26 protein-coding genes and 1 riboswitch are annotated in these 22,739 nt (G+C 43.3%); of the genes, 12 read left to right on the top strand and 14 right to left on the bottom strand.

Features of this window, described 5'->3' with window-relative positions; translation table 11 throughout:
• The first annotated feature begins 34 nt into the window (after positions 1–34).
• Positions 35–865, top strand: a complete 831-nt coding sequence (locus VLA77_01205) for a mechanosensitive ion channel family protein (GenBank protein ID HSE29187.1) — start codon at positions 35–37, stop codon at positions 863–865.
• On the opposite strand, the gene VLA77_01200 is transcribed toward VLA77_01205, so the two are convergent.
• Both VLA77_01200 and VLA77_01195 read right to left on the bottom strand, forming a co-directional pair.
• On the bottom strand, positions 862–1,206 hold the full coding sequence (locus tag VLA77_01200) for a hypothetical protein (protein HSE29186.1): 345 nt from the start codon (positions 1,204–1,206) through the stop codon (positions 862–864). The two genes, VLA77_01205 and VLA77_01200, sit on opposite strands and share 4 nt — an antisense overlap.
• Positions 1,196–1,732, bottom strand: a complete 537-nt coding sequence (locus VLA77_01195) for a hypothetical protein (protein ID HSE29185.1) — start codon at positions 1,730–1,732, stop codon at positions 1,196–1,198. The genes VLA77_01200 and VLA77_01195 overlap by 11 nt, the downstream gene beginning before the upstream one ends.
• Before the next feature lie 85 nt (positions 1,733–1,817).
• On the opposite strand from VLA77_01195, the gene VLA77_01190 reads away from it, so the two are divergent.
• The gene (locus VLA77_01190; protein HSE29184.1) at positions 1,818–2,948 is read left to right on the top strand and encodes an NADP-dependent malic enzyme; all 1,131 of its coding nucleotides are present in this window, start codon (positions 1,818–1,820) and stop codon (positions 2,946–2,948) included.
• On the opposite strand, the gene VLA77_01185 is transcribed toward VLA77_01190, so the two are convergent.
• The 3 genes from VLA77_01185 to VLA77_01175 form a co-directional block, all read right to left on the bottom strand.
• Positions 2,945–3,613, bottom strand: a complete 669-nt coding sequence (locus tag VLA77_01185) for a DUF5668 domain-containing protein (protein HSE29183.1) — start codon at positions 3,611–3,613, stop codon at positions 2,945–2,947. The two genes, VLA77_01190 and VLA77_01185, sit on opposite strands and share 4 nt — an antisense overlap.
• Positions 3,614–3,644: 31 nt before the next feature.
• On the bottom strand, positions 3,645–4,955 hold the full coding sequence (aspS, locus tag VLA77_01180; GenBank protein HSE29182.1) for an aspartate--tRNA(Asn) ligase: 1,311 nt from the start codon (positions 4,953–4,955) through the stop codon (positions 3,645–3,647).
• Between the two features lie 155 nt (positions 4,956–5,110).
• A complete protein-coding gene (locus VLA77_01175; protein ID HSE29181.1) occupies positions 5,111–6,055 on the bottom strand; it encodes a CBS domain-containing protein in 945 nt (314 codons plus the stop codon).
• A 22-nt stretch (positions 6,056–6,077) separates the two neighbouring features.
• On the opposite strand from VLA77_01175, the gene VLA77_01170 reads away from it, so the two are divergent.
• Positions 6,078–6,764: a thioredoxin domain-containing protein gene (locus tag VLA77_01170; protein ID HSE29180.1), complete on the top strand. Its 687-nt coding sequence runs from the start codon at positions 6,078–6,080 to the stop codon at positions 6,762–6,764.
• 382 nt (positions 6,765–7,146) lie between these two features.
• Here VLA77_01170 and VLA77_01165 read toward each other — a convergent pair whose 3' ends face one another.
• The 3 genes from VLA77_01165 to VLA77_01155 all read right to left on the bottom strand — a co-directional run bounded on the left by VLA77_01165 (position 7,147) and on the right by VLA77_01155 (position 10,309).
• Complete coding sequence (locus tag VLA77_01165) at positions 7,147–8,073, bottom strand: magnesium transporter CorA family protein (GenBank protein HSE29179.1); 927 nt, start codon at positions 8,071–8,073, stop codon at positions 7,147–7,149.
• 37 nt (positions 8,074–8,110) lie between these two features.
• On the bottom strand, positions 8,111–9,685 hold the full coding sequence (locus tag VLA77_01160; protein ID HSE29178.1) for a hypothetical protein: 1,575 nt from the start codon (positions 9,683–9,685) through the stop codon (positions 8,111–8,113).
• A gap of 60 nt (positions 9,686–9,745) precedes the next feature.
• Positions 9,746–9,850, bottom strand: a riboswitch (cobalamin riboswitch).
• A gap of 60 nt (positions 9,851–9,910) precedes the next feature.
• A complete protein-coding gene (locus VLA77_01155) occupies positions 9,911–10,309 on the bottom strand; it encodes a hypothetical protein (protein HSE29177.1) in 399 nt (132 codons plus the stop codon).
• A gap of 81 nt (positions 10,310–10,390) precedes the next feature.
• On the opposite strand from VLA77_01155, the gene VLA77_01150 reads away from it, so the two are divergent.
• The 4 genes from VLA77_01150 to VLA77_01135 are packed head-to-tail and all read left to right on the top strand — an operon-like array spanning position 10,391 to position 13,086.
• Complete coding sequence (locus VLA77_01150; protein ID HSE29176.1) at positions 10,391–10,810, top strand: Fur family transcriptional regulator; 420 nt, start codon at positions 10,391–10,393, stop codon at positions 10,808–10,810.
• A gap of 57 nt (positions 10,811–10,867) precedes the next feature.
• Positions 10,868–11,113, top strand: coding sequence for an AbrB/MazE/SpoVT family DNA-binding domain-containing protein (locus tag VLA77_01145; GenBank protein HSE29175.1), 246 nt, complete (start codon positions 10,868–10,870; stop codon positions 11,111–11,113).
• Positions 11,113–12,750 (top strand): MDR family MFS transporter, encoded by a 1,638-nt coding sequence (locus VLA77_01140; GenBank protein ID HSE29174.1) that lies wholly within the window; start codon positions 11,113–11,115, stop codon positions 12,748–12,750. Before VLA77_01145 ends, VLA77_01140 begins: the two co-directional genes overlap by 1 nt.
• Positions 12,751–12,762: 12 nt before the next feature.
• A complete protein-coding gene (locus tag VLA77_01135; protein HSE29173.1) occupies positions 12,763–13,086 on the top strand; it encodes a hypothetical protein in 324 nt (107 codons plus the stop codon).
• Here VLA77_01135 and VLA77_01130 read toward each other — a convergent pair.
• The gene (locus VLA77_01130; GenBank protein ID HSE29172.1) at positions 13,083–14,264 is read right to left on the bottom strand and encodes a hypothetical protein; all 1,182 of its coding nucleotides are present in this window, start codon (positions 14,262–14,264) and stop codon (positions 13,083–13,085) included. The two genes, VLA77_01135 and VLA77_01130, sit on opposite strands and share 4 nt — an antisense overlap.
• Before the next feature lie 43 nt (positions 14,265–14,307).
• Entirely contained in the window at positions 14,308–14,859 is a 552-nt protein-coding gene (locus VLA77_01125) for a DUF308 domain-containing protein (protein HSE29171.1), read from the bottom strand.
• Positions 14,860–14,956: 97 nt separating this feature from the next.
• Between VLA77_01125 and VLA77_01120 the strand changes: the two genes are divergently transcribed.
• The gene (locus VLA77_01120) at positions 14,957–15,487 is read left to right on the top strand and encodes a hypothetical protein (protein HSE29170.1); all 531 of its coding nucleotides are present in this window, start codon (positions 14,957–14,959) and stop codon (positions 15,485–15,487) included.
• Positions 15,488–15,520: 33 nt separating this feature from the next.
• Here VLA77_01120 and VLA77_01115 read toward each other — a convergent pair whose 3' ends face one another.
• The 4 genes from VLA77_01115 to VLA77_01100 are packed head-to-tail and all read right to left on the bottom strand — an operon-like array spanning position 15,521 to position 18,751.
• Positions 15,521–15,817, bottom strand: a complete 297-nt coding sequence (locus tag VLA77_01115) for a hypothetical protein (GenBank protein ID HSE29169.1) — start codon at positions 15,815–15,817, stop codon at positions 15,521–15,523.
• Positions 15,818–16,318 carry a hypothetical protein gene (locus VLA77_01110; GenBank protein HSE29168.1) on the bottom strand — a complete coding sequence of 167 codons (501 nt, stop codon included), beginning with the start codon at positions 16,316–16,318 and terminating at the stop codon, positions 15,818–15,820. It abuts the gene before it with no gap.
• Positions 16,319–16,366: 48 nt separating this feature from the next.
• Positions 16,367–18,025, bottom strand: a complete 1,659-nt coding sequence (locus VLA77_01105) for a lipocalin-like domain-containing protein (GenBank protein ID HSE29167.1) — start codon at positions 18,023–18,025, stop codon at positions 16,367–16,369.
• A 54-nt stretch (positions 18,026–18,079) separates the two neighbouring features.
• Entirely contained in the window at positions 18,080–18,751 is a 672-nt protein-coding gene (locus tag VLA77_01100; GenBank protein ID HSE29166.1) for a GAP family protein, read from the bottom strand.
• 127 nt (positions 18,752–18,878) lie between these two features.
• On the opposite strand from VLA77_01100, the gene VLA77_01095 reads away from it, so the two are divergent.
• The 4 genes from VLA77_01095 to VLA77_01080 are packed head-to-tail and all read left to right on the top strand — an operon-like array spanning position 18,879 to position 22,732.
• Positions 18,879–19,637, top strand: a complete 759-nt coding sequence (locus VLA77_01095) for a Ku protein (GenBank protein ID HSE29165.1) — start codon at positions 18,879–18,881, stop codon at positions 19,635–19,637.
• A 36-nt stretch (positions 19,638–19,673) separates the two neighbouring features.
• Complete coding sequence (gene ligD, locus VLA77_01090; GenBank protein ID HSE29164.1) at positions 19,674–21,191, top strand: non-homologous end-joining DNA ligase; 1,518 nt, start codon at positions 19,674–19,676, stop codon at positions 21,189–21,191.
• 2 nt (positions 21,192–21,193) lie between these two features.
• On the top strand, positions 21,194–22,069 hold the full coding sequence (gene ligD, locus VLA77_01085; protein HSE29163.1) for a non-homologous end-joining DNA ligase: 876 nt from the start codon (positions 21,194–21,196) through the stop codon (positions 22,067–22,069).
• A 42-nt stretch (positions 22,070–22,111) separates the two neighbouring features.
• A complete protein-coding gene (locus VLA77_01080) occupies positions 22,112–22,732 on the top strand; it encodes a hypothetical protein (GenBank protein HSE29162.1) in 621 nt (206 codons plus the stop codon).
• Positions 22,733–22,739 lie beyond the last annotated feature (7 nt).

Genomic DNA, 22,739 nt, shown 5'->3' with positions numbered 1-22,739 from the left:
ATTATATCAGCACCCGGTGTTTTATACTTAAGCCATGTGGAGTGAAATTCAAGCGTGGCTAGCTCAAAACCTACTTTCGATAATTTTCATTATCGTTGGTGCATTTTTGTTTAATAAATTTGTACCAGCATTAGTTGCAGCGGTTTTTAGACGCTTACGTTACCGCGCTCATGGCGACACGAGCGACGAGGATGTATTTAAGCGACAAAATACGCTCATAAGCATGTTTACTGCTGTTTTAAAGGTACTTGTTTGGGTTATAGCTATTTCTACCATCTTAGGCTACTTCAACATTGATCTGGCGCCGCTAATTGCCAGCGCGGGTATAATCGGTGTTGCTATTGGATTTGGTGCTCAATCGCTTATAAAAGACTTTATTTCGGGCATTTTTATAATTCTCGAAAACCAGTATCGAGTTGGTGACAACGTAGAGCTTGACGGTGCTAGCGGAACAGTTGAGCAAATTTCGGTCAGGACAACTGTTTTGCGTGACACAAGCGGCAATGTACACTACATTCCAAATGGCATTGTCACTCACAGCATCAACAAATCTAAGGATTACTCTAAAGTTAATTTGTTAGTTTCGGTCAGTCCAGAAGCTGACGTAGACAAGCTTATAGAGGTTGTAGATAGAGTTGGTGAAAAGTTAGCCAAAGACGAAAAATGGTCGAAAAAAATTATCGAGCCGCCACATTTTTACGCCGTTAACTCATTTAGCAACACTGCACTCGAGATTAAAATAATCGGCAAAACTCGACCAGCAGCGCAATGGAGTGTATCGGGCGAACTGCGCAAGCGAATTTTAGCTGAATTTAAAAAGCAAAAGTTCGGCATTAGCGCTTTTGTAAACCAAGATAAGAGCTAGCGACCAAGCAGAATATTTTCGTCGCTTAGAGCGTCATTATTGAAGTCTCCGTAAGAATCGAGACTCGTGTTGCGTTCGTCAAACTCCTTTAAGATATCGTCAATCGCACCGGCGCTTAGCGAACTTGTTGAATCGTAAGTTTGGGTACCTTCACTATTAAAAACATCTTCACGCTCAATCTCATAGCCCGGACGACTTAGGTCAAGTTTATAAAATCCAGCAAAATAGTAGATGGCTACGCTAATAATTGTCATACTGACAGCAATCAATGACGCCAGCCCAAGCGCAATCGGTAATTTTGATTTTTGTTTTGGTTCGCCAACAGGAGAATTAGTTTCCATCTCGTGACCCCACTATCGACTCTTCGACTTGTTGAAGCTCTAACCTCAAGTTAACAATTAGGTCACGTTGCAGACTCAAAATATCTTTAATTAAGAGACTTTTTTGCCCAACATCGGATCGCAAAGCTCGAACGGCCAATAGTTGTCCAAAAAAATTAGCTGGCTCTTTTTTGCAGTCTATGGCGGTTAGCGTACTCAATCCATCGTCGTAGGCGGTGTAACTTTTTCTAAAATTATCAAATGCGACTTTTAGCTCACTGAGCCGCTGCTCGAACTTTACGTAGTCTAGACCATTATTTCGTACACGATCGGTTAATGCCTGCTGTTGATCGATTAGATTTTGGTAGTCACGACCGCGATTTATGCGCGAGACAAGATCGCGTCGTCGTTGCTTATCTAACGACTGTTTAATGATATCGCAACGCTCAATAATTAAACCCTCTTGTAGCTCTGTTTGTGCTCTAACCTGGGCAGACGGCACTAAAACTAAGGCGCACAGGCTAACAATTAAAAATATTCGTTTCATTATCTTAAGGCTAGATGCTTATTGCCAGGATGTCAAATATAACACGATGCTTTATATAAAGAGTTGTTTGGATTAAAATTTAAGCATGACCAAAAACACAGAAGCACTACAGATTCACAAAAAATTTGCCGGCAAAATTACCACAGCACTACGGGACAAACCAACGCCAGAAACCTTAAAACTTTACTACACCCCCGGCGTAGCAGAGGTTTCGCAAGCAATTGCTCAAGATCCGGGCAAATTACCCGAATACACCTGGACAAACAACTTAGTCGCTGTGATTTCTGATGGTTCAGCAGTTTTAGGACTTGGCAATATTGGACCAAAGGCAGCAATGCCTGTCATGGAAGGTAAATCACTACTTTTTAAACATTTTGCGAATATCGATTCAGTACCGATTACTTTGGATGTGCATTCGGCAGATGAAATCGTAAGTGTAGTTAAAGCGATCGCTCCAAGCTTTGGCGGAATAAACCTCGAGGACATCGCCGCTCCAATCTGTTTTGAAGTTGAAGATAGACTTAAAGCCGAACTCGATATCCCCGTTATGCACGACGACCAGCATGGCACGGCAGTTGTAGTTTTAGCTGGCCTAATAAACGCTACGAAAGTTACCAAAAAATCATTAAAAGATTGCAAAATAGTTGTAGTCGGTGCAGGCGCAGCGGGAACGGCGATCATTAATTTACTACATTTATATGCCAAGCCCGACATCTTAGCAATCGATAGTAAAGGTATTGTGAGCAAAAACCGAACCGACCTTAACGACGAAAAAAAGAAACTTCTCACCAATACTAACCCTCGCAATATTGATGGTTCTCTTGACGACGCTCTTAAGGGTGCTGACATTTTTATAGGAGTGTCAAAGCCAGGGCTACTCACCTCTAAGATGGTTGAATCTATGGCAACCGATCCGATAATCTTTGCGATGTCTAACCCAACCCCCGAAATCATGCCTGACGAAGCCAAAAAGGCTGGTGCAGCGGTTGTTGCAACTGGTCGGAGTGATTTTCCTAATCAGGTCAACAACGCTCTCGCCTTTCCGGGGATTTTTAGAGGTGCTCTAGATAACCGGGTAAAAACAATTACCGATCAGCATAAAATTGCTGCAGCCAAAGCTATCGCAGGCTTAGTGCAAAAGCCGACAGCCGATCAAATTATCCCATCGGTTTTTAACGACCAACTTGTTTCAGCAGTAGCAAATGTGATTCGTTAGTTTTTAATGCTCACGCCGCCAAAAAGGCACGTACCCTGAATAATTAGCGTAGGGGCATTCTTTTCTTTAGGTTCGTCAGTTTTGTTTTCCCAGCCTCCCAAAATTGGCGTACCACTAACTTCAACGCGCCAGCCTTCGGGGACACGAATATCGATTCCACCAAAAGCTGCAAAAACTTCTAGACTAGCTTTGTCCTTGATCTTAGCGTGACGTAAATCAAGTTCAATTCCACCAAAGATTGCTGTAGCTTTACCGCCCTTGAAATCGTCGCTACTACTCTTTGCCTCGTGGCCCGAAAAGCCCGCAAATAAATCAAGATCTTTCTCTTTACGGTCTTGTTTTTTGCTACCTGCACCACTTTTAAACAAAATTGACGCTCCAAAGATAATAATTATCACTGGCCAGATCAAACCCCAAGGGTTGAACGTCAGCAATCCAAGCTCGCGAATTTGCAATAGAATACCCGCAGCTATAATGACCAAAGGCCACACAAAGGTGCGTGGATTACTAATCAAGCTCACCACTCCTGCTAGAATCACAAATAACGGCCACCACGTGCTTGCCGCCATACTAAAATTCACGATGTTTAGAGCATCTAGAGCAAAGCCAACGCCTATAAAAATTACTGCTAGTCCAAAGACTATTTGTCCTAATGATTTTTTCATATTTCTCCTTTGTTAATACTAAGTAGCATAGCTAAGGCGCTAGGCGGTTGATGTCGCGTGGGAATAACGTGGCTTCTTTGACGTTTTGCAGTCCAATCATTTTTTGAGTTAAGCGCTCCAAGCCCATGCCAAAGCCACCAAGTGACGGCATGCCGTATTTGAAGGCGGCCACGAAGTTTTTAAAGCCTTCTGACTCTGGGTCACCTCCGGCCATTTCTTTTAGCTGTCGCACTAAGACATCGTAGCGGTTTTCACGCATACTGCCAGTCACCATTTCAAGACCACGGAACAGCAAGTCTATTCGGTCGGCGAATTCTGGTTTACCGTCTTGAGTTTTGTGGTAAAAGCGCATTTCGCTGGCAGGCCAGTCGGTTACGAATACAGCCTCAGACCCCATGTTCTCTTTTGTGTAATCGCATATCCAGCGCTCTTCATCCGGGCGTAGGTCTTTTTCGCCAACTGTATTTTCGCCCGTTGCAGCGCTGTAAAGTTCGTGAATTTGCGCCATGCTCAGACTCGGGATTTCTTTTGGCAGAATCGGTTTAACCGATCCCCACATGTTCAACTCTGCTTCACATTCTTTCCACAGGTGGTCAGAGACTTCGTGCATGATGCCGCTTAGCAACTTTTTAATGTCTTCGATTGTAACAAAGCCCATTTCGGCATCAACGCTCGTATATTCGGTCATGTGGCGGGTTGTTGCGCTTGGTTCGGCACGGTAAGCCGCACCAATTTCGTAAACGCGCTCAAAAACACCAACCATGATTTCTTTGTAAAATTGCGGGCTTTGGGCTAGTGTCGCTTCTTTACCAAAGTAGTCGAGTTTAAAAACTTCGGCTCCACCTTCGGTCGCGCCAGGCAAAAGTTTTGGCGATTTAAATTCGGTAAAATCTTGTTCGTGCAAATATTTGCGGATTGCGCGCTGAATTTCGGACTGAATTTTAAAAATCGCCTGTTCGCGCGTGTTGCGCAAACCAACCACTCGATAATCTAAAAGTGTGTCAAGGTTACTAGATTCATGACTTAATGGTTTATCAATCTCGATCGGTGATTCAAATTCCACCGGCACTTCTACGTGCAAAACAACCTCGTGAAGCTCAACACCACCAGGCGCACGGTCATCGGCCGCTACTAAACCTTCTACTTTTAAAATTGTACCCAATTGTAAGCCACGTAGCTTCTCTACTTCATCTTTATCTTTTACTAAAACCTGCACCAAACCGCTGCGGTCGCGCACCACAATAAACGTTAAGCCACCAAGCAAGCGTTTTTTATGCAACCACCCCTGGACGGTAACTTTTTCACCAACAAACTTCTTTAATTCTTTACTCAGAGTTCTCATTTTAATCCTTAAATTATTTGGCGAGCTATTCTCGGGCCGTTAGCAAACCACCGCTCTTTAAGCAGTTTGCCGGGCCCGAATATTTAAGTCACGCTTGCCAGTCATCTGAGCTTACTATAACAGATGTAAGCATGATTGCAATTCTTAAGCTAAAACTATATCTTGTTTACTTTAACTTCTTTAGCAATTTTTTGTCCGGTCATCTTTGCTAGAACATCTGACAGCGTAATTAATCCTATGATTTTTTCACCTTTACTTACAAAAAACAGTTGGCGCCCTGTTTTTATACTCGCCGCCAAAACGTCGCTCAGACTAGCATCCTGCTGTAGGCTATAAACGTTTGGTCGCACAACCTCCCTAACTTCTTTAAGCTCGGGGTCAAGCGGCACAAGATCACTCATATAAAGCAAGCCCTTAACATGATCCAAACTTTTATCTACAACCGGGAATATATTGTGGCCGGCTTTATGAAGTTTATCTAAAAGCAACGGCCCAACGGTTTCTTTAATTCCAACCACTACAATTTGGTCGCGCTTTACCATGACTTCTTCTACTTTTAGGTTTTCGAACTGCATTACCGCTAGTAACTGCGTCTTTTCATGTTCTGACAAAACATTTTGATCAAGCGTAATTAATTGCTCTAGCTCTTCGACTGAATTTAGCGAAAAACTTGCAGAAGCAACCGGTGTCACAAAAATTCCAATATATTTTTTTAAAAACAACAGATACTTTCTCAGTTGCGGTTCGTACTTTTTTTGCAAGTTAGCGGCAGGCTTTAAAAACCACCCGCGCGCGGCGGCAATTTGCGCGAATAAGGCAAACACCAAGCTTGCCAAAAATCCCCATGGCGTCGGCAAAGCCACAGCCACAACAGATACCAAAATTACTAATAAAACCATTATTTTTATATTTTTTGCAGCCTCAAAGGTTGGAGCCAACGCCCGCCAGCTCAGCTCACGCGCAGCAGACTTGTCGCCAGAATTGCGCCGGCGTTCAAGTTCAAAACTACTAATCGAGCTAACCCCCAAATTAAAACTTTTTGTAAGTGCAATTAAAATTGCCAAAATAAAACCCACAATTAAAACAATTACTTCTACCATGCATCTATTGTATGATGTATGCATGGATAAAACGAAATGGATTATTTTTTCAGTAATTGTACTTGCCGTTTTTGGAGGCTTAATTTGGTTCAACCGGAGCGAAACTCCCGATTTTACAGGTGATGCTAGTAAAATTATTTACGATGGGCCGATCGCCGATCACTTTGCAGGTACCGAAGATCAGAAAGTAGTTTTAATTGAGTACGGAGACTACCAGTGCCCCGCCTGTGCTCGTATGTATCCTACTATAAAAGAACTTGAGGCAACCTACCCAGATAAATTAACTTTTATTTTTAGAAACCGACCATTAACAACAATTCACCCTAATGCTCTAGCTGCGGCTACCGCTGCCGAAGCGGCTGGCTTGCAAGGACAATACTTTGCGATGTTTGACCTACTTTATAGTAGTCAGGATAGTTGGGTAAAAGCCAATACAGCTCAACGCACGGCATTTTTTGAAAACCTAGCAGCACAACTTGGCTTAGATATAAATAAATTTAACGCAGATCTAAAAAGCGCAGACATAAGCGCCAAGATTGCCCGCGACCGAAGTACAGCCGAGCTTTACGGCGCAAACTCTACCCCAACATTCGTTTTGAATGGCGTAAAAGTCAGCGAGAGCGACTCGACCGACCCTGAAGCCCTAACAAAGCTCATAAGCGATGCTGTAAACGCAGCTTACCCAGCAGAGCAGCAGCCTCAACAATAAAATTAAAAACCCCGAAATCTCGGGGTTTTTAATTGCTAGTGCAACAAGTAATCTTGCCAGCTAGCTGGTACAATCTCCACCGCAACTTTGCGGGCCCGTGTAGGGACCATGCGGATGTCAATTGGCATGTTCTGCTCCTCCACACAAGTTGCTGAATTTTGCCGGGTGACTTTTGGGCCAAACTGCAAAGCAAACTTATGTGCTTGTTATTTGTGTGTTTCGCATATGCGCCGACGCGCACACGCTAGTTTTTTGGACAATAACCATTAGAAGGCCGCCTAATAAAACGCACAACCACTAAGGTATAGTATGTTGGGTTGCGGGTCAAGCATAAGTGCTTAAATAACGGGAGCTGAAAGCCCAGAGGTGACACCTAAAATATTTAGTATAAGCGCTTGCGAATAATATTTAGCGCGCCAAACAATATAACAATACTCACCACAATAATTGCCGCAAAAATCCACGGTTCGTGCTGAAAAGGCAGTGGCACGTTCATGCCATACATTCCAAAAATTACATTCGGCAAAGTAATTAAAACAGTGGCCGCCGTTAAAAGCTTCATTGTTTGGTTAAGGTTATTAGAGCTAATAGTTGTGTAAGCCTCGCGAATGTTAACGATCGACTTAACGTGCACGCGACACCCTTCTATAGACTGCTCGTTACTAAGTAGTAAATCCTCTACCAAATCTTGGTCTTGCTCATAAAGTTGAATGTGCCGGCCTAACAAAAGTCGACGCAAAATTGCAGTAGTAGGCTGAAGTGCCGCCAAGAATTCGTTCAACTCGTCTTCGATCATCACAAAATCAATAAAGTCACGGTTACCGATAGTTTTACCCTTCAGGCGTGAACGCACAACACCGATTTGTCTGCCGATTTTATTAATTAAAATATCGTATTGATCGACAATTTGATCTAGGATCAACAGAACTAAGCGCGTACGTTGAGTCGTGGCAAAATCCAATTTACCCTCTATATACTTTGCCAGGCGTGGAATTGGCCCCGTGCTAATAGTAATTAGCAGATCAGATCCAACAATAAAAAGTAGCGGTGCCGTTGTAAGTTCGCGCGATTCGTTTGCATAGGCGTAGCGAACAAAAATATATGTAAGACTGCCCTCTTTCTCGAGCCGCGGCATCTCATCAGGATCAAGTGCATCCTCAATATGACCTTTATCGAGCTTAAAACGCTTCACTAAATCATCAATTTCGTCTTCTGTGGGCGATTCAACATAAACCCAGCTACCCGGATGATAACTGTCTTGCTCTCGCACTTGGCCAGCTCGCAAATTTTTGTAGTAGTAGCGAATCATCACCCCTAGTATAACGCGCTAACGCTTTAACTACCAGCTAAAGTTTTGCGCCAATCAAAACTTTTCTGCCAATTTTGCGCTTTTGTCGTGCAGACTTCTCGCGATTCTGCCGAGCTTTGCGCTGCTCGGCAGCCTTTTTACGTCGCAACTCAGCTTGGCGAAGAGTGACTTTAGCACTAAGATCACCAGGCCGTCTACGATCTTCGGCATCGCACTTATTACAAGCTGAACACGGACCAACCAAATCTTCTTCGCCACAACCAATACATTCACCAAATTGCAAATCTTTCCAGCCATATTTTTCCCAAAGGGGCGCATCTGGGTCCACTCCGTCTTCGCCTAAACTCGACGCCTCACCGCAAGCCTCGGCGCCGCGACCTTGCTCAATCGCCTCTGTTCCAGAATTTATCGCATCTACCGAATCCGAAAAACCAAGTTCCTCAGACAACATCCAGTTCATTGCTTTTTTATCGCCAGCTAGATATTTACGGTAACTTTCTTCGGCAGCACTACTGTGGATGTAAATTAGGTTTTCTATCGCCGACAAATGCCCCTCGTCGTCCACGCTTACAAAACTCGCGGCCAAAAGCCGAGTCATATTATGCCGATCTTGCATGTTAAGTAACGGCTTGCCGTTGGATTTAAATTTTTGCATAGCCTGCTGAGCCAAGTGCCTAAGCCCCAGCCCCAAAGGTTTGCGCTGAGAAATATGCTCGCTAATTGTCTTATCCATTTTAATTTTGCGATTCAACAGTAGTCGACCAGCATCTGTATTTAGTAAATCGTTTAGACTTAGCTGCAAATTGCGCGAATCATTAGCCGTAACGCCTTGTTTAGTTTCAATACCATATTGCTCTAAAACCATCTCATCATGATTATCAACGATCATCTTCACAAAAGCGTCCATCTGTTCTTGGTTTTCAAAATGAAGATCTTTGACAAAAGAGATGAAATCCTGAGCCTTGGCGCCTTCAGGTACCTCCATCTCTTGATCTTTCAGGTGGGTTCCTACAATATCCAGGTTGGCTCGATCCAACGAGACGCAGCGCAGCGCCATTCTGTTGGCGGATTTCTTCCACGAAATTTGCATAATCGCCATCTCTCGGCCTGGAAACATCCCCAGCGACTGGGATAATCTAACATTTTCCATTTCGGCCGGCGAAATGAGAAACTTAGCCGAACCAATTGGATCATGATACATCATTTGATTTTCGGCAATTTTATTGTAATTCTCGGCCAAAGTGCGATCAGCATAAAATGCCATTTCGGGGTTAGCATTTTTAAGCGCAAACGCGGCCAGAACAGAGCGCCTCCGTGTAATACTCTCACGCTCGCCAAAACTGATCAGATCATTGCCATCAAACTCAATTTCTACCTGACTATCAAAAGCTCCTAGCGATTCAATTGTTTGCGTGGCAGTTTGAGTGAGTAAAAAATCAAGAAGCTCGTCATCAATCTCGCCACCGTGCTCGGCGATTAATCTGGCGGCATCTAACTTGTCAGCGTGAACATAATCTGCGCGATCAGCCTTTGGCGCAATCTCAGGATCAGCCTCTAACTGGGCTAAATACTCCCGATAATTACGCTGCCGAATATCCTCTACACTGATCACAAAAAATCCTGCCACCCGGGCAGGTATTTAAAGTAATTCAAAAATACTTTTGGTTCCTGCTCGGGATATATAGCTTTTTGTTTGTATCGGGCTTGGCTTGACCTTACCGTTGCGGCACAGCGTACGAATTTCACGTACTTCCAAACAAAAGCATTTAGTTTTTAATTAATTCCTAGTTAATTCTAACACTATATATAGTGCTGGCATATTGTAAAAAACACTAGTTTATTCAATAGGAGTCGTGGTTTCGGACATAGAGATTGGGCCAACATTAATCAGCTTTTTTGTTTCTTGTCGGTATAGTAATGCTAACTTTCTATCCGAATAAATCAAAATAAAATCCCCATTTTGGGCACCATCAAAAAATTGCTGCTGCCTGAGTTTGTCTTTGTCCTGAATTTTAGCCACCGTGGGCTCTTCGTTTGTCGGTAATTCAAAAATATTACTAACTTCCCTAATAATTTGCTGCGACGTATTTTCGTTAGTTTGCTCGGGGTTATTTTTAAGTTGTAGCCATTTCCAAAAAAAGAAACCGGCTGCCAGAGCCAAAAGCAAGAACAATATCGCAACAGTGACCATAACAATCTTGTGTTTTGATTTTACCCCAGTTGGTTCGTGCGTCATACATAAAATTATACAGGACTGATTAGCAATATGAAGTTTTGATTTTGCAATAAAGTCGCAAAATGCATACAATAAATTAATATGGATAACGGAATAGCCAAGCTAAAACAAACACTAAAGGCCGCAGGATCGAGTGCTACAAAAAAACGAATTGCCGTTTTTGTAGGACTACTTAATAACTCACCGATTAGTGTTGGTAAACTTGCCCGCAAACTACAGGACGATGTCGATCGTGCAACAATTTATCGCACCATAGAGCTTTACGAAAAACTTGGAGTCGTTAACCGGATTTGGCACGGTTTTAAAAATCAGATTGAGCTTAGTGAGATCTTTACGCCACACCACCATCATGCCGTCTGTCAAAATTGCGGACGCACGATCGATATTACAAGCAGCGAACTCGAATCAGCACTTGCAACGCTCGGCAAAAAGCATAATTTTTTAACTGTTAGCCACTCGGTGGAACTGTCTGGTTATTGCGAAAACTGCCAAAGACACTAGACGTGCGCTTACTAGAATGCTAGTATTACTAGTTATACAAGTACTACTAGGTAAGCTATGACAAATGAATGCTCATTTTATGGTTCAGCAACAGTTGGAACAAAAGGCCAAATCGTGATTCCACAAGAAGCACGCGAAGCACTAAACATCCAAACTGGCGACAAGCTGATTATAATTGGTTTAAAAGACCGAGGTATGTTAGGTGTGTGCCCCGTTAGCAGCTTTGAGACATTCATAAATCAAGCAACGACCAGATTAGAAACAATTAAAACAGCAGTTGAGCAAAGCAAAAAGGAAAACTAATGTTACAACATCTTGAACAAAAGCAAAAGATAATTATTATGGCCGCAGTAATGACCGGCATGTTTTTGGCGGCGCTTGACCAAACAATTGTTGGCACCGCCCTACCAAAGATTTTAAGCGAATTTAACGCCCTCAAAGAGCTTAGCTGGGTTGTCACTGCTTATTTATTAGCTTCTACGATCGCCGTGCCAATCGCCGGAAAACTATCAGACTTATACGGTCGTCGCAAGCTCTTACTAAGTGGCGTAATTATCTTTGTAGTTGCAAGTTTACTTTGTGGGATTTCACAAAACATTGAACAGCTAATCGCTCTCCGAGCTCTGCAAGGTATCGGTGGTGGTATTTTATTTGCTAATGCATTCACCGTGATCGGCGACTTATTTAACATGCGCGAACGCGGCAAGTGGCAGGGAATTATCGGGGCCGTATTCGGTTTATCGTCTTTAGTTGGTCCGCTTTTGGGTGGATACCTAACAGATGGCAATCCATTTTTGTGGTTTACAACCGACTGGCGATGGGCTTTCTTTATCAACGTTCCACTTGGCGCGATCGCTTTTGCCTTGATCGCAAGATACCTGCCAACTTTTGTGAACAAAGCTAAAAAAGTTGTAATTGATTACTTAGGTGCAGTTTTACTTAGCCTTTCGCTTGGCTGTTTAGTACTCGCTTGTTCACTGGGCGGAACAGAAGGCTGGGCTTGGAATTCCTTGCAAACAATCGGCTTATTCGTAGGAGCAGCGGTAACTGGTGGCCTGTTTATTTGGGCAGAAAAAAAGGCCAAGGAGCCGATTATCCCGTTGCACCTTTTTGCTAACAAAACTTTTGCCCTAGTTTGTGTTTTGATGCTGTTATTTGGAATGGCATTCTTTGGTGCAATCATTTACATTCCAACCTTCGCGCAGCAAATCTTGAATTTTAGCGCTACAAATTCCGGAATAATTTTACTCCCAATGATCGTGTCTTTGACTGCCGGCAGCATTGTCGTAGGTCAAATTGTTAACAAAACTGGTAAGTATAAGGTGTTTGTTATTGGTGGGTTGGCACTCGCAACTATCGGCGTTTGGACTTTATCTACCCTAACGGCTGCTAGTGGTTATTGGGATCTGTTATGGCGAATGACTTTGACTGGTGTTGGCCTTGGTATGTCGATGCCCCTCTTCAACTTAATCGCACAAAATTCCGCCGAACAAAAAGATTTAGGCGTGGCTAGTAGTGCCGTTCAGCTATTCCGCAATATAGGTAGCACTGTAGGTTTAGCAATTTTAGGTGGAGTTATGAACAACGCGCTAACTCAAAAACTTAGCAATATTCAAAATGAGCCGTTCGTAGCCATTGCCAACCAAAGTGGATTCGGCGAGATGTTCAAGAACTTTGATATAAACGCCGTTCAGGGCGTACTAAATTCACAGGCGATTATTACTGGCAACTTTGCCGAACTACCAGAGCCGATTCGTCAAGCCGCCGCAAGCGCCTTCTCGAGCTTCGTAACTACCTTGCAAACTGCGCTTGCCGGATCAATCACTCAGATCTTTGTGATTTCGGCAGTAGTGATGGCGGTCGCAGCCATAATCAGCTTGTTTATTAAAGAGTCCCCTTTTAAAAACCACGACGAACTACCTCCCATTGAACCGGCGTAGTACAATTAGTACATGACAAATCTTGCGCACGATTCTGGAGTTCCTCATGAAGAAGTTGAACAAATCCAAGAGTCCAGCGAGATGGTAAATTCAACCGCTAATTATTTGAGTGACGTAGCGGTGAACATCTTACCTTTTGCAGTTTTACTTATATTACTGATTCTAATGACTTTCGTGCTTAAAAACAGAGTTAGTACAAGGGTTAACGTTACACTGATATACCTTTTGATCGTCGGGCTAACGTCCTACGCCGTAGCGCCTATTGCCAGCATAATTTCGCTGATTATCGGTTTTGGTTTGGCACTTTTTGTAGTTTTAGGTCGCGTCAACAACTAATCTGGCCGCTTAACGTAAATCGCTAGTAAGATACAAAAACTGATCCAAGCGAGAAGCGTTTGTATTACTGTAACCCAAGTAATTTGTTGCACTATAAGTAAAACTGCAATTGCAACAGCTGCTGCGCCAACGCAGGCTACGAGTATATACTTCTTAACAAATGTCCTTGATTTTTCGAATGTTTCACCAAATCTTGTATGCCCGATTTTTTCTAGGTACATAAGCTTGCGCAGTTTGCCGGCGAATTCGTATGGACCAAACAAAATTGCTAAGAGCATTGTTGCAAACAAAATCACCGCCGAGACCACAAACATTCGAACTAAGCCTTCTGTAATCACATCCCACGACACTGCCAGCGCCGACTGATAAGTTGCGTCCTGAAGTCGCATGACAAATTCAGACTTTGCAGCTTTGAGCGCGACCATTACAAGCCCTACTACAAGTAACCCTGCGATACTCATAGCTAAAATTGCGCGACTCATATGATGACTTAGCCAAATCGCAGCTAGTGCCAAGGTTAACGCCACCAACGGTAAAATTGCGTACAGGTAATTTACTGCCGCTACAGCTTGCCTGATTAGATCAATTTGAGATCTTAAGTTAATAGTTACCTCGGTTGCATTACCGATTGTTTGATCGGCCGCCATTCCAATGTCTTCGCGACCAAGTTGACCAGCAACATTACGAATAACATCCCCTAGCTGCAATCCAACATTACTAATCTGATCATTAGTCACTTCTAACGGAGGTGCTGTTACGACTTTTATAAACTCGGCGTGGGCATTACCGACGATAAACAGCCATGCCGTTTCAAACTGCTCGCTACTTATGATATTTGTGGCTAAGCTTGTAGCTGTAGTTTGTAACTGGGTTGCAAGCGGTGCGGCTAAAAACTTAGCCTTATCGGGTAAAGAATCAGCAATCAATGCTTGAGCGTTAATAGCTTCGAAAAGTTTTTGTGTGCTAAATTTGCTTAAAGCAGCGACAACCTCAGGTTTTTTAGGAAGTTGGCTGGCAATATTTGTAAATTTTTCGGTGTTTAATAAATAATTATGAGTCCAGCGAGTTAATAAATAACCGAGCAAGCTAATTATCGCCAAGGTTGCAAAAAGCGTTGAACCAAAAATGCGCCAACCGTCAAGCGCCGAATGGGGGTGAGTCTTAGTCTTTTGTGTCATAAGTTTAAAAAGACCGCCCAGTTTTGCCGAGCGGTCAGATTTGTTATTTGCTTAATTTTGCCAAATCGAACGAAGCAGCGATTAGTATTGGCCCTGCGACAAGCGCGTATAAACCTAGAATCCAAACGAAAGCCAAACCGCTAGCAGCCGGCCAGAACAGAACGATCAAACCAACAACTACTCCTAGAACTCCGAGAATTCCGTGAAGCATGCGAGTCGAATAAGCGTTTTCTTTGTGCACAAACGCACCGACAAAACTGAATAATCCGCGCAAAATAAGCGAGAATCCAAGCACTAAAACAAGGGTAGCGAATGTAATCAGCGGATTATTAATTAAGAATAAACCGATTCCAAGTTCCAGAAGACCAAGCAACAGTAAAAGCAGCGCCTTGCCAAACTTACTCATGCTAATCAAGCCAAGGATCATTACTACGATTCCATCAATAACCAAGAAGGCCGAGAACAAGTAGATTAATGTTATTGCAGTCATGCCAGGCCAAAATACAGCAAAAAGACCAAACAAGATCGCCAAAATACCCTGAACAACCAGGGCTGTGCGCTCCGTTTTTACTACTGATGAGCTTGCAGTTGCCATTTAAATCCTTCCATTAGTTATTAACTGGGTTAATTCTATAATGCTCGTGCTTTGTTTTTTTGTCAACGTTTTAAGTTAAGTGTTATAGAATGTTTTGGTGGTTAAATGTTTAGTACTGGGCTTAGCGGGCTCCGGCAAAAGCAGTCTCGTAAATGAACTCTGCAACCGAGGTAGGTCGGCCTTTGACCTAGATCAAATGGCCAATCTCTCTGGATGGATTAATAAGCAGGGAATTGCTTGCGAATACAGTAATAGTCCCGAGTGGAGAGCCAATCACGACTTCGTCTGGAATATCAAAGCGATTACAGAGTTTTTAAATGTCTGTCCAAAAAACCAAATCATTTACATGGCTGGGATTGCAGCGAATTCACTAGAGCTGGTTCAACTTGGGATCTTCGATGCCGTGGCGTTTTTAGACGTATCGCCCAAAACGATTTTCACTAGATTGAAGTCTCCCAGCCGTCACACACCCTTCCCGTTCGATTGCACACCCGAACATGAAAGCTGGATCAATGGTCTTGTGCCGCAATTCCGTCGTGACATGGTCAATTTTGGCGCCGTCAGATTAAATGCCGAGCAGGATATTAAACAAATCGTGGACGACCTAATAAGTTGCTGCGAAAATTAGCGCCACAGGGTGTAGCGCACGCTACACCCAAAATCACGAATACATCAAAATCCCCGCTACAATCACAGCCTCAACAATAAAATACAATCCGTAAGTTACCATAATTGGTACAAGCCTATTTTTATAACCATACATAAACCAAACAACGCTGGCCGCCCAAAAAAAGCTCCAAGTAAGTAGCGATACACTTGCGGCATCCTTACTACTATAAATTGCGATCGCCTGCGGAATTTCGAACAATGGAGTGGCGATCATAAAAAAGTAAACGAGTAGATCGAGCGGCCCACGTTTTTGTTTTTTAACAGAATAATGGTGCGGGTGAATAACCATCTAATAATACCCAGCTGGCAGACCGTATTTCTGTGCCATTTCTTCGGTCGGAACGTCCTGACCGCCAAACAACACCGTCCACTGATCGCCTACCTTTTTAAGTACCAGGTAATAGCCGCCACCTTCACTAAGCTTAACGTTGACTTTGGCAAAATCGCCAGTTTTATCAGCGATTGTGTATTCAAACTTCTCAGATTCGGCCGCGACTGGAGCACGAACGTAAGCATCGGTAACACTCAGAATCTGCGCCGTGTCGTTGTTCGTACTTACTGGTGCGTCAGGATTATCCGGCTCAATCACCCCGTTGAGTTCAGTCAAAGGCAGATCAGTTTCGGCTGTGTCCAGCGCAGTTTGTTTTTGCGCTAATTGATTTTGCAAACTTTGTATCTGACTATATTGCCACCATGCAAGGACAGCGCTGGCCACTACAACCACTCCAACCACCAGCCAAGAAAGCCAACCTAGATCATTTTTATTGGTTGGTTTAATTTCGGTTTCCATACTTGCCCCTAGTTAAGTTTTAATAAGTTTTTTTGCGTTCATGTTACTTCAAGTTCGGCGAACAGGCGCCGGCCCTGGGCCCATAAATTCTAGCCCTGCAGCGTGAGTTAGCTCATGTTTTAGTTCGGATTGATGACCAATTACAAAACATAAACTGGCTAAGCGACCAAGAAGCGATGCCGTTTGATTTTGCAGCGTGCGCGTAAGCCTGGCGTTTTGCTCAAATCCTAGTAATCTGTAAGCATTCTCAGAGGTATTCGCATACGACACTGCTTCCGCAAAACCGCGACCGATATCCTCGCCCTGAACATTTTTAATATAAACCGCACCTTCATTATACTGCGCAGTATTAGCAAAATAATTGGTCTGAGCAACCGGAACAATCTGTTCCATGCTAAAGTGCCGAATGTCTTCGGGAACAGGATCGTTAAATTCAAATATCCAGTGATTAGGGTGCCAAACATTGGTAACTGGGTACAACGCCGGATTGGGACTGGTTTTCGCCTGCGCCCAACCGTCGATGGTTAACTCACCCCAGACAATATGTAGGTCGCCAGCTTCGTCCATATACTTGCCAGCCACCGAAACTTGCATTGTCCCTGGCGGCGTAGGTCCAGACTGAAAATAAAATTGCTTTAATTTATTGCTGTGCGTTGCAAATACGGTGATTTGCCTGTTTCCGTCAAACTGCATCATGTACCAGTCCCACCCAGATGCAGGCGCGCCTCCCATGTTACTCGCCGCACGCAGCACTGCCGAATTTGGATTACCACCCATAAAACCCCATTGGTGGTCGTACCAAAGCAGTCCGCGTTTTAATTTAACTTGTTTACCGCCATACGTTAAACTACTGCCGGGCGATATTTCAAGTGCCGGAATAGAATAATAAAGCGTACCAATTCCAGCCAACGAAGGCATCGCGCCGTCGTCGCCTTGATACAAGACCGGTCGATCTGAGTTTACGTTAAGATCAAGGCCAATCTCAAACGAATCGCCCGCCTTAGCGCGATCCCATCCCTTTGCAGTTAAATTAAGCGGGAACAAAGCACCTTTTTTACTTGAGCGTAAATGATTTTTGCCCAGACTTATGCTAAATGGATCAGTCGAGCACTCAAGCAAACCCGAAGTACCGGCAACCACCACCGGATCAGCTTGATGATGTACCTCGCCAGCCTTTGAAATTGCCAGCTGAACTTCCATGATTTGATTTTCTAGGTCAGACAACCCAGCGTCGGCGGCAAGCTGCGGAGGTAAAATTGCTGTCCCAAAAAACATAAGTTCAACACCATACTCCTGACCATCCTCGCCCCACACACTGCCCACAAAAAAATGCCAGCCAACTTGGCTGCGCAGCATTAGCTTATTATCATGTGGCAGCTTAATGTTTGCCTTGTCAGGAATCTTTTCGAACCCTTGAGACGCATTTTTTCCTAGTGTATTGCTGCGTAAAATATAAGCCTGATGCGGCGTTAATGATTGTACCGCTCGACTCAGTTGCTTGTACCGCTGATTGTAATTTGGGTTGTAGCTCTGGGGGTGATCATACAGCCAATTAATATAGTCGCGCATGCGCTCACCATAGGCTGCGGCAGAGTGCTTTTGAGAAGTAATTTTAGTTTTAATTTCTTGTGGAACTTTCGAAAGATCAAAGTTTTTTTGCCATAAGGCGTCAGCTATATATTGTTCATCTGGAATGTTCTGTTTCATAAATTTAGTATATATTAACGCCAGATTTTATTTAACCTAATTCACTTTTAATAATCAGGCGTACAGCTTCACGATAGCTTTGATAGTTAACTTTAGCCCAACCAAAAGTAAAACTACCGCCATTACCACAGAGTTGTATCGCACCAACCAAACTTTTAGCTTTGATAGTAGTTTTTTGGCGCTTTGACCAGCAAAAATTATGTACAACAACGGAACTGCCAGCGACAAGCTAGCAATTACAACAAAAATCGTCAAGGCTACGTAACCGTCGGTTGCGCTTAGATTGGCTTCGACAATCGAACCAACACCCCCCAAGATCAACGCCAGGTTTTTAGGGTTTACGCCACCAAGCAGAATTGCAAGTCCAAATGCCGAGAACCAGCGCATTTTACTTAAACTCGACATCCAGCCCGGAGTTTTTGGTTCTCCGGTACCTTTTGGTCGCGACACCCAGTTTTTTCCGGCTAAAAATAGTAATAAAATTCCGGCAATTAACTGAACAATCAGCGCAACTTTATTGTGATCAGTTGTGTCCTGGTTTGAACCAATTAAGTTCAGGCCGGTAAAACCTACTGCAAAAACCACCAAAATCCAACCCGCCACAAAAGCCGTACCATTAGACTTAGCTCTGTCGCTCATTAAGATCAAAATCATGGCCGCAATCGGCAACGGACTTATTACTACGCCAAGTGCACTCGGCAGCATATCTATAATTACTTCAATCATCTACCACGCCTCCTGTTAATTACACGCAAAATCCTGGTGATAGTTTATGGATTTGACCATTCTCTACATAATATACCTAAGTACTTATGTTTTAAAAGTATGTTAACATTAGCAATATGGAGGATCTATGCGACCAATCTGGACAGGCTCAATAAGCTTTGGCTTAGTAAATATACCCGTGAACTTATATAGCGGCACGAATCCGCGAAAAGGGCTCGATTTAGACATGCTTCACAAGGCCGACCACTCGCCTATTCGTTATGCACGCATTTGCCGAAAAGAAGGTACAGAGGTGCCTTGGGAAGAAATTGTTAAAGGTTACGAGTATAAAGACGGGGATTACATTGTACTTTCGCCAAAAGATCTGCAGAGCGCTGATGCTAAAAAATCCAAAACTGTGGACATTCAAAGCTTTATAGAAGAACAAGAAATCGACGTTCGTTATTTTGAAAAACCCTACTATTTAGAGCCTGTAAAAGGTGGTGAAAAAGCCTATGCACTTTTGCGCGAAGCCTTGCAGAGTTCTAAGAAAATTGCATTAGTTTTATGGGTTTTCCACGATCGTGAACATTTGGGCGTTATAAAGCCGGTTGGCAATGCTCTAGTACTGGATCAAATGCGCTTTCCAACAGATTTAAGGACTGGTAGTGGCCTAAAACTACCCGATGAAAAAGTCAGCGAGAAAGAGCTAGAAGTAGCTTTAACATTAATCAAGCAGCAAACCAAGCATTTTGCACCCGAAGACTATCACGATACTTACGTGGAAGAGCTTGAGGAGATGATTGAGAAAAAGCTAAAAGGCAAGAAAGTTAGCTCGCCAAAACCAAGCAAAAACACAGAGGCTAAAGATTTAATGGCAGCCCTGAAAGCAAGTTTGAAGAAGTAATTGAATTATGTCTGATACGATCTGTTGGGAGTAAGAATGGGCCTGCAAAAATATCACGCAAAACGCAATTTTGATAAAACCCCAGAACCTAAAGGTGCAGAGCGCAAAAGTAGCAAAGAACTAGAATTTGTTGTGCAAGAACACCAGGCTAGCCAACATCATTACGATTTTAGGTTGGAGGTTGACGGGGTTTTAAAAAGCTGGGCCATACCAAAAGGACCGAGCATGAACCCGAGAGATCATCATTTAGCCGTCATAACTGAGGATCATCCGTTTGAATATCGTAAATTTGAAGGCGTGATACCCGAAGGTAACTATGGCGCAGGCGAAGTTATTATTTGGGATTCCGGAACATACCAGCCTTTAAACAACGGTGGTGAAAAGGAAATGTTGGAAGGCCTAAAAAAAGGCCATATAACTTTTTATTTATTTGGTCAAAAACTGCAAGGTGAATTTGCACTAATAAAACTTCAAAATTCCAAGGACAATGACGCATGGCTAATGGTTAAAAAAGGCGACACCCAGGCAACAACCAAAGATATTTTGAAGAAAAACGAATCTGTAGTTAGCGGCAAAACCGTAAAGCAACTTGCGCGGGATCAGGCTAAAAATGCACCCAAAAAATCTATGCCAAAAAACGTAAAACCAATGCTTTGCACGCTAGTTGATGATCCCTTCGACGGGGATGACTGGATCTTTGAAATAAAGTGGGATGGCTATCGAGCAATCGCAACAAAAAACAAAACACATATTGAACTTTATTCACGAAACGGCAACGACTTTTCGCAAAAATACACTCGCATAACAGAGGCGATTCTTAGCCTAAAAGACGACGTTGTCTTAGATGGTGAAATCGTTGTAGTTGACAAAACTGGTCACGCTCACTTCGAATGGATGCAAAACTGGAGCTCGAAAAGCGAAGGCACGCTTTATTACTATGCTTTTGATATTTTGTGGCTAAACGGCAAAGATTTAACTAGTTTACCCTTAATTGAGCGTAAACAAATTCTGCAAAAAACTATAAAAGCCAGTGCAGTGCTTCGCTATAGTGATCATATTGAAAAACAAGGTAAACAACTATTTAAGCAGGCCCAAAAATCACACCTTGAAGGCATTGTAGCTAAAAAAATCAACAGTAAATATCAGCAAAATGTCCGCGGGGGTAACTGGTTAAAAATTAAAACACACTTACGACAAGAAGCTGTTATCGGCGGCTACACTGAACCTATGGGCAGCCGTGAATATTTTGGCGCCCTACTTTTAGGTGTTTATGAAAAAGGTAAATTCGTTCATATTGGTAGTTCGGGCGGCGGGTTTGAACAATCGGTTTTAAAAAAGCTTTACGAACAACTCAAAAAGCTTGAGATTAAACACTCGCCATTCACCACGGAGCCCGTTGCGAAATCTAAAATCCACTGGGTCGAGCCAAGACTAGTTTGCGAGGTTAGTTTTGCAGAGTGGACCTCCGGAGGAACAATGCGACACCCGTCATTCGAAGGTATGCGTGATGATAAAAAACCAAATCAAGTCCACCGCGAAAAACCAAAGGGGTAAAAATGGACAAACTAGAACTTACCAATTTAGATAAAATTTTTTGGCCAGAGTTAAATTTCACCAAAGGCGATTTAGTAGAATACTACCAAGCTGTTGCGCCAACAATTTTGAAATACTTAAAAGATCGTCCAGAATCACTACTGCGCCAACCAAACGGAATTCATGGTGAGGGATTTTTTCAGAAAAATTTCACTCACCCATTGCCGGACTTTACAAAAAACTTTGTAGTCCATAGCGAAAGCACTAATGAAAATGTAAACTACCTTGTTTGTAACAACGAGCAGACTTTAATTTACATGGTGCAGCTTGGCTGCATCGAAATTAATCCATGGAATTCACGCATTCAATCAGACGACAAACCTGACTGGGCCGTAATGGATCTCGATCCAGACGGCAATGACTTTAAAGAGGTAGTAAAAGTTGCGAAGGCTGTGCAAAAAGTTTGCACCGACTGGAAAGTAAAGGCCTTTCCTAAAACTAGTGGTAAATCTGGAATCCACATTTACGTACCTTTGGGCGCAAAATACACATATGCACAAGGACGCCAGTTGATCCATTTAATCGGGATCGAGGTCAATAAACAGCTTCCAAAACTTACAAGTTTGGTCCGCTCACCGTCAGACCGCAAGGGTAAGATCTATTTGGATTACTTACAGAATAGCCGCGGTCAAACTTTAGCCGCACCGTATAGTGCGCGACCAACTAAAGATGCTAGCGTAAGCGCCCCCCTAGACTGGAGTGAGGTTACGCCTAGATTAAGACCAAGTCAGTTCACGATCAAAAACATGCCTACCCGGATCAAAAAAGTTGGTGACCTGTGGCAAGGAGTTTTAAAAGACAGGAACGATATAGCCAAAATCTTAAAAAGTCTAGAATAAACTTAACTTAGGTTATAATAGATTTAAAACATAGGGGGTAATATGGACGATATACAACCGTCACAATCACAACAAATGCAGGGTAAAAAATCCAGCCAAAAAACTTTAATCGGCGTTTTGATTGGTCTGCTGGTAGTGGCCTTGCTTGCAATTGGTTGGCTAGTTTGGCAGTGGACGTCACTTAACCAACAGATAACGAACTTAAAAAATCAGAACAGCGAACTTCAAGCGAGAATACTTGACTTACAGCAAAAACAAGTAACCGCCACTCCATCAACACCAAGCGACGCCTGCGACCCGACCGTAACTAACGATCTTCAAGCAAATATTGCCGACGCCATCAATAGCGGCAACACCGCGGCGCTCGAAGGATACATGGCCGACACCGTTACCGTAATAATTGCCGCTTCCGAGGGTATCGGCGATCGCACCCCGGCACAGGCTGTAGCAGACCTAGACTACCTTAACAGCGCCACGGATCCTTGGGAGTTTGAACCAGATGCAGCCACAATTGCAATGTGGGATGCGGGTTTTTACACCGATTACTTTGATGACAACACCTATGTCGGTCGTTCGGCCGACGGCAAGGTTGTAGTTTTTGACTTTGATTGCGGCAAAATAAGCGAAATATTTATGGTAGCCAACGAGGATCTACTACTGTAAAATTAAG

The sequence above is a fragment of the Candidatus Saccharimonadales bacterium genome, from assembly GCA_035457485.1.
GTDB lineage: Bacteria > Patescibacteriota > Saccharimonadia > Saccharimonadales > EFPC-124 > DATIBO01.
The sequence above is the reverse complement of the archived record's forward strand: the minus strand, read 5'-3'. Positions and strand labels throughout refer to the sequence as shown.

Bases quoted from the DNA above. Each gene is read 5' to 3' on its own strand.
- VLA77_01205 (HSE29187.1), top strand. From the start codon at position 35: ATGTGGAGTGAAATTCAAGCGTGGCTAGCTCAAAACCTACTTTCGATA.
- VLA77_01200 (HSE29186.1), bottom strand. From the start codon at position 1,206: ATGGAAACTAATTCTCCTGTTGGCGAACCAAAACAAAAATCAAAATTA.
- VLA77_01195 (HSE29185.1), bottom strand. From the start codon at position 1,732: ATGAAACGAATATTTTTAATTGTTAGCCTGTGCGCCTTAGTTTTAGTG.
- VLA77_01190 (HSE29184.1), top strand. From the start codon at position 1,818: ATGACCAAAAACACAGAAGCACTACAGATTCACAAAAAATTTGCCGGC.
- VLA77_01185 (HSE29183.1), bottom strand. From the start codon at position 3,613: ATGAAAAAATCATTAGGACAAATAGTCTTTGGACTAGCAGTAATTTTT.
- aspS (HSE29182.1), bottom strand. From the start codon at position 4,955: ATGAGAACTCTGAGTAAAGAATTAAAGAAGTTTGTTGGTGAAAAAGTT.
- VLA77_01175 (HSE29181.1), bottom strand. From the start codon at position 6,055: ATGGTAGAAGTAATTGTTTTAATTGTGGGTTTTATTTTGGCAATTTTA.
- VLA77_01170 (HSE29180.1), top strand. From the start codon at position 6,078: ATGGATAAAACGAAATGGATTATTTTTTCAGTAATTGTACTTGCCGTT.
- VLA77_01165 (HSE29179.1), bottom strand. From the start codon at position 8,073: ATGATTCGCTACTACTACAAAAATTTGCGAGCTGGCCAAGTGCGAGAG.
- VLA77_01155 (HSE29177.1), bottom strand. From the start codon at position 10,309: ATGACGCACGAACCAACTGGGGTAAAATCAAAACACAAGATTGTTATG.
- VLA77_01150 (HSE29176.1), top strand. From the start codon at position 10,391: ATGGATAACGGAATAGCCAAGCTAAAACAAACACTAAAGGCCGCAGGA.
- VLA77_01145 (HSE29175.1), top strand. From the start codon at position 10,868: ATGACAAATGAATGCTCATTTTATGGTTCAGCAACAGTTGGAACAAAA.
- VLA77_01140 (HSE29174.1), top strand. From the start codon at position 11,113: ATGTTACAACATCTTGAACAAAAGCAAAAGATAATTATTATGGCCGCA.
- VLA77_01135 (HSE29173.1), top strand. From the start codon at position 12,763: ATGACAAATCTTGCGCACGATTCTGGAGTTCCTCATGAAGAAGTTGAA.
- VLA77_01130 (HSE29172.1), bottom strand. From the start codon at position 14,264: ATGACACAAAAGACTAAGACTCACCCCCATTCGGCGCTTGACGGTTGG.
- VLA77_01125 (HSE29171.1), bottom strand. From the start codon at position 14,859: ATGGCAACTGCAAGCTCATCAGTAGTAAAAACGGAGCGCACAGCCCTG.
- VLA77_01115 (HSE29169.1), bottom strand. From the start codon at position 15,817: ATGGTTATTCACCCGCACCATTATTCTGTTAAAAAACAAAAACGTGGG.
- VLA77_01110 (HSE29168.1), bottom strand. From the start codon at position 16,318: ATGGAAACCGAAATTAAACCAACCAATAAAAATGATCTAGGTTGGCTT.
- VLA77_01105 (HSE29167.1), bottom strand. From the start codon at position 18,025: ATGAAACAGAACATTCCAGATGAACAATATATAGCTGACGCCTTATGG.
- VLA77_01100 (HSE29166.1), bottom strand. From the start codon at position 18,751: ATGATTGAAGTAATTATAGATATGCTGCCGAGTGCACTTGGCGTAGTA.
- VLA77_01095 (HSE29165.1), top strand. From the start codon at position 18,879: ATGCGACCAATCTGGACAGGCTCAATAAGCTTTGGCTTAGTAAATATA.
- ligD (HSE29164.1), top strand. From the start codon at position 19,674: ATGGGCCTGCAAAAATATCACGCAAAACGCAATTTTGATAAAACCCCA.
- ligD (HSE29163.1), top strand. From the start codon at position 21,194: ATGGACAAACTAGAACTTACCAATTTAGATAAAATTTTTTGGCCAGAG.
- VLA77_01080 (HSE29162.1), top strand. From the start codon at position 22,112: ATGGACGATATACAACCGTCACAATCACAACAAATGCAGGGTAAAAAA.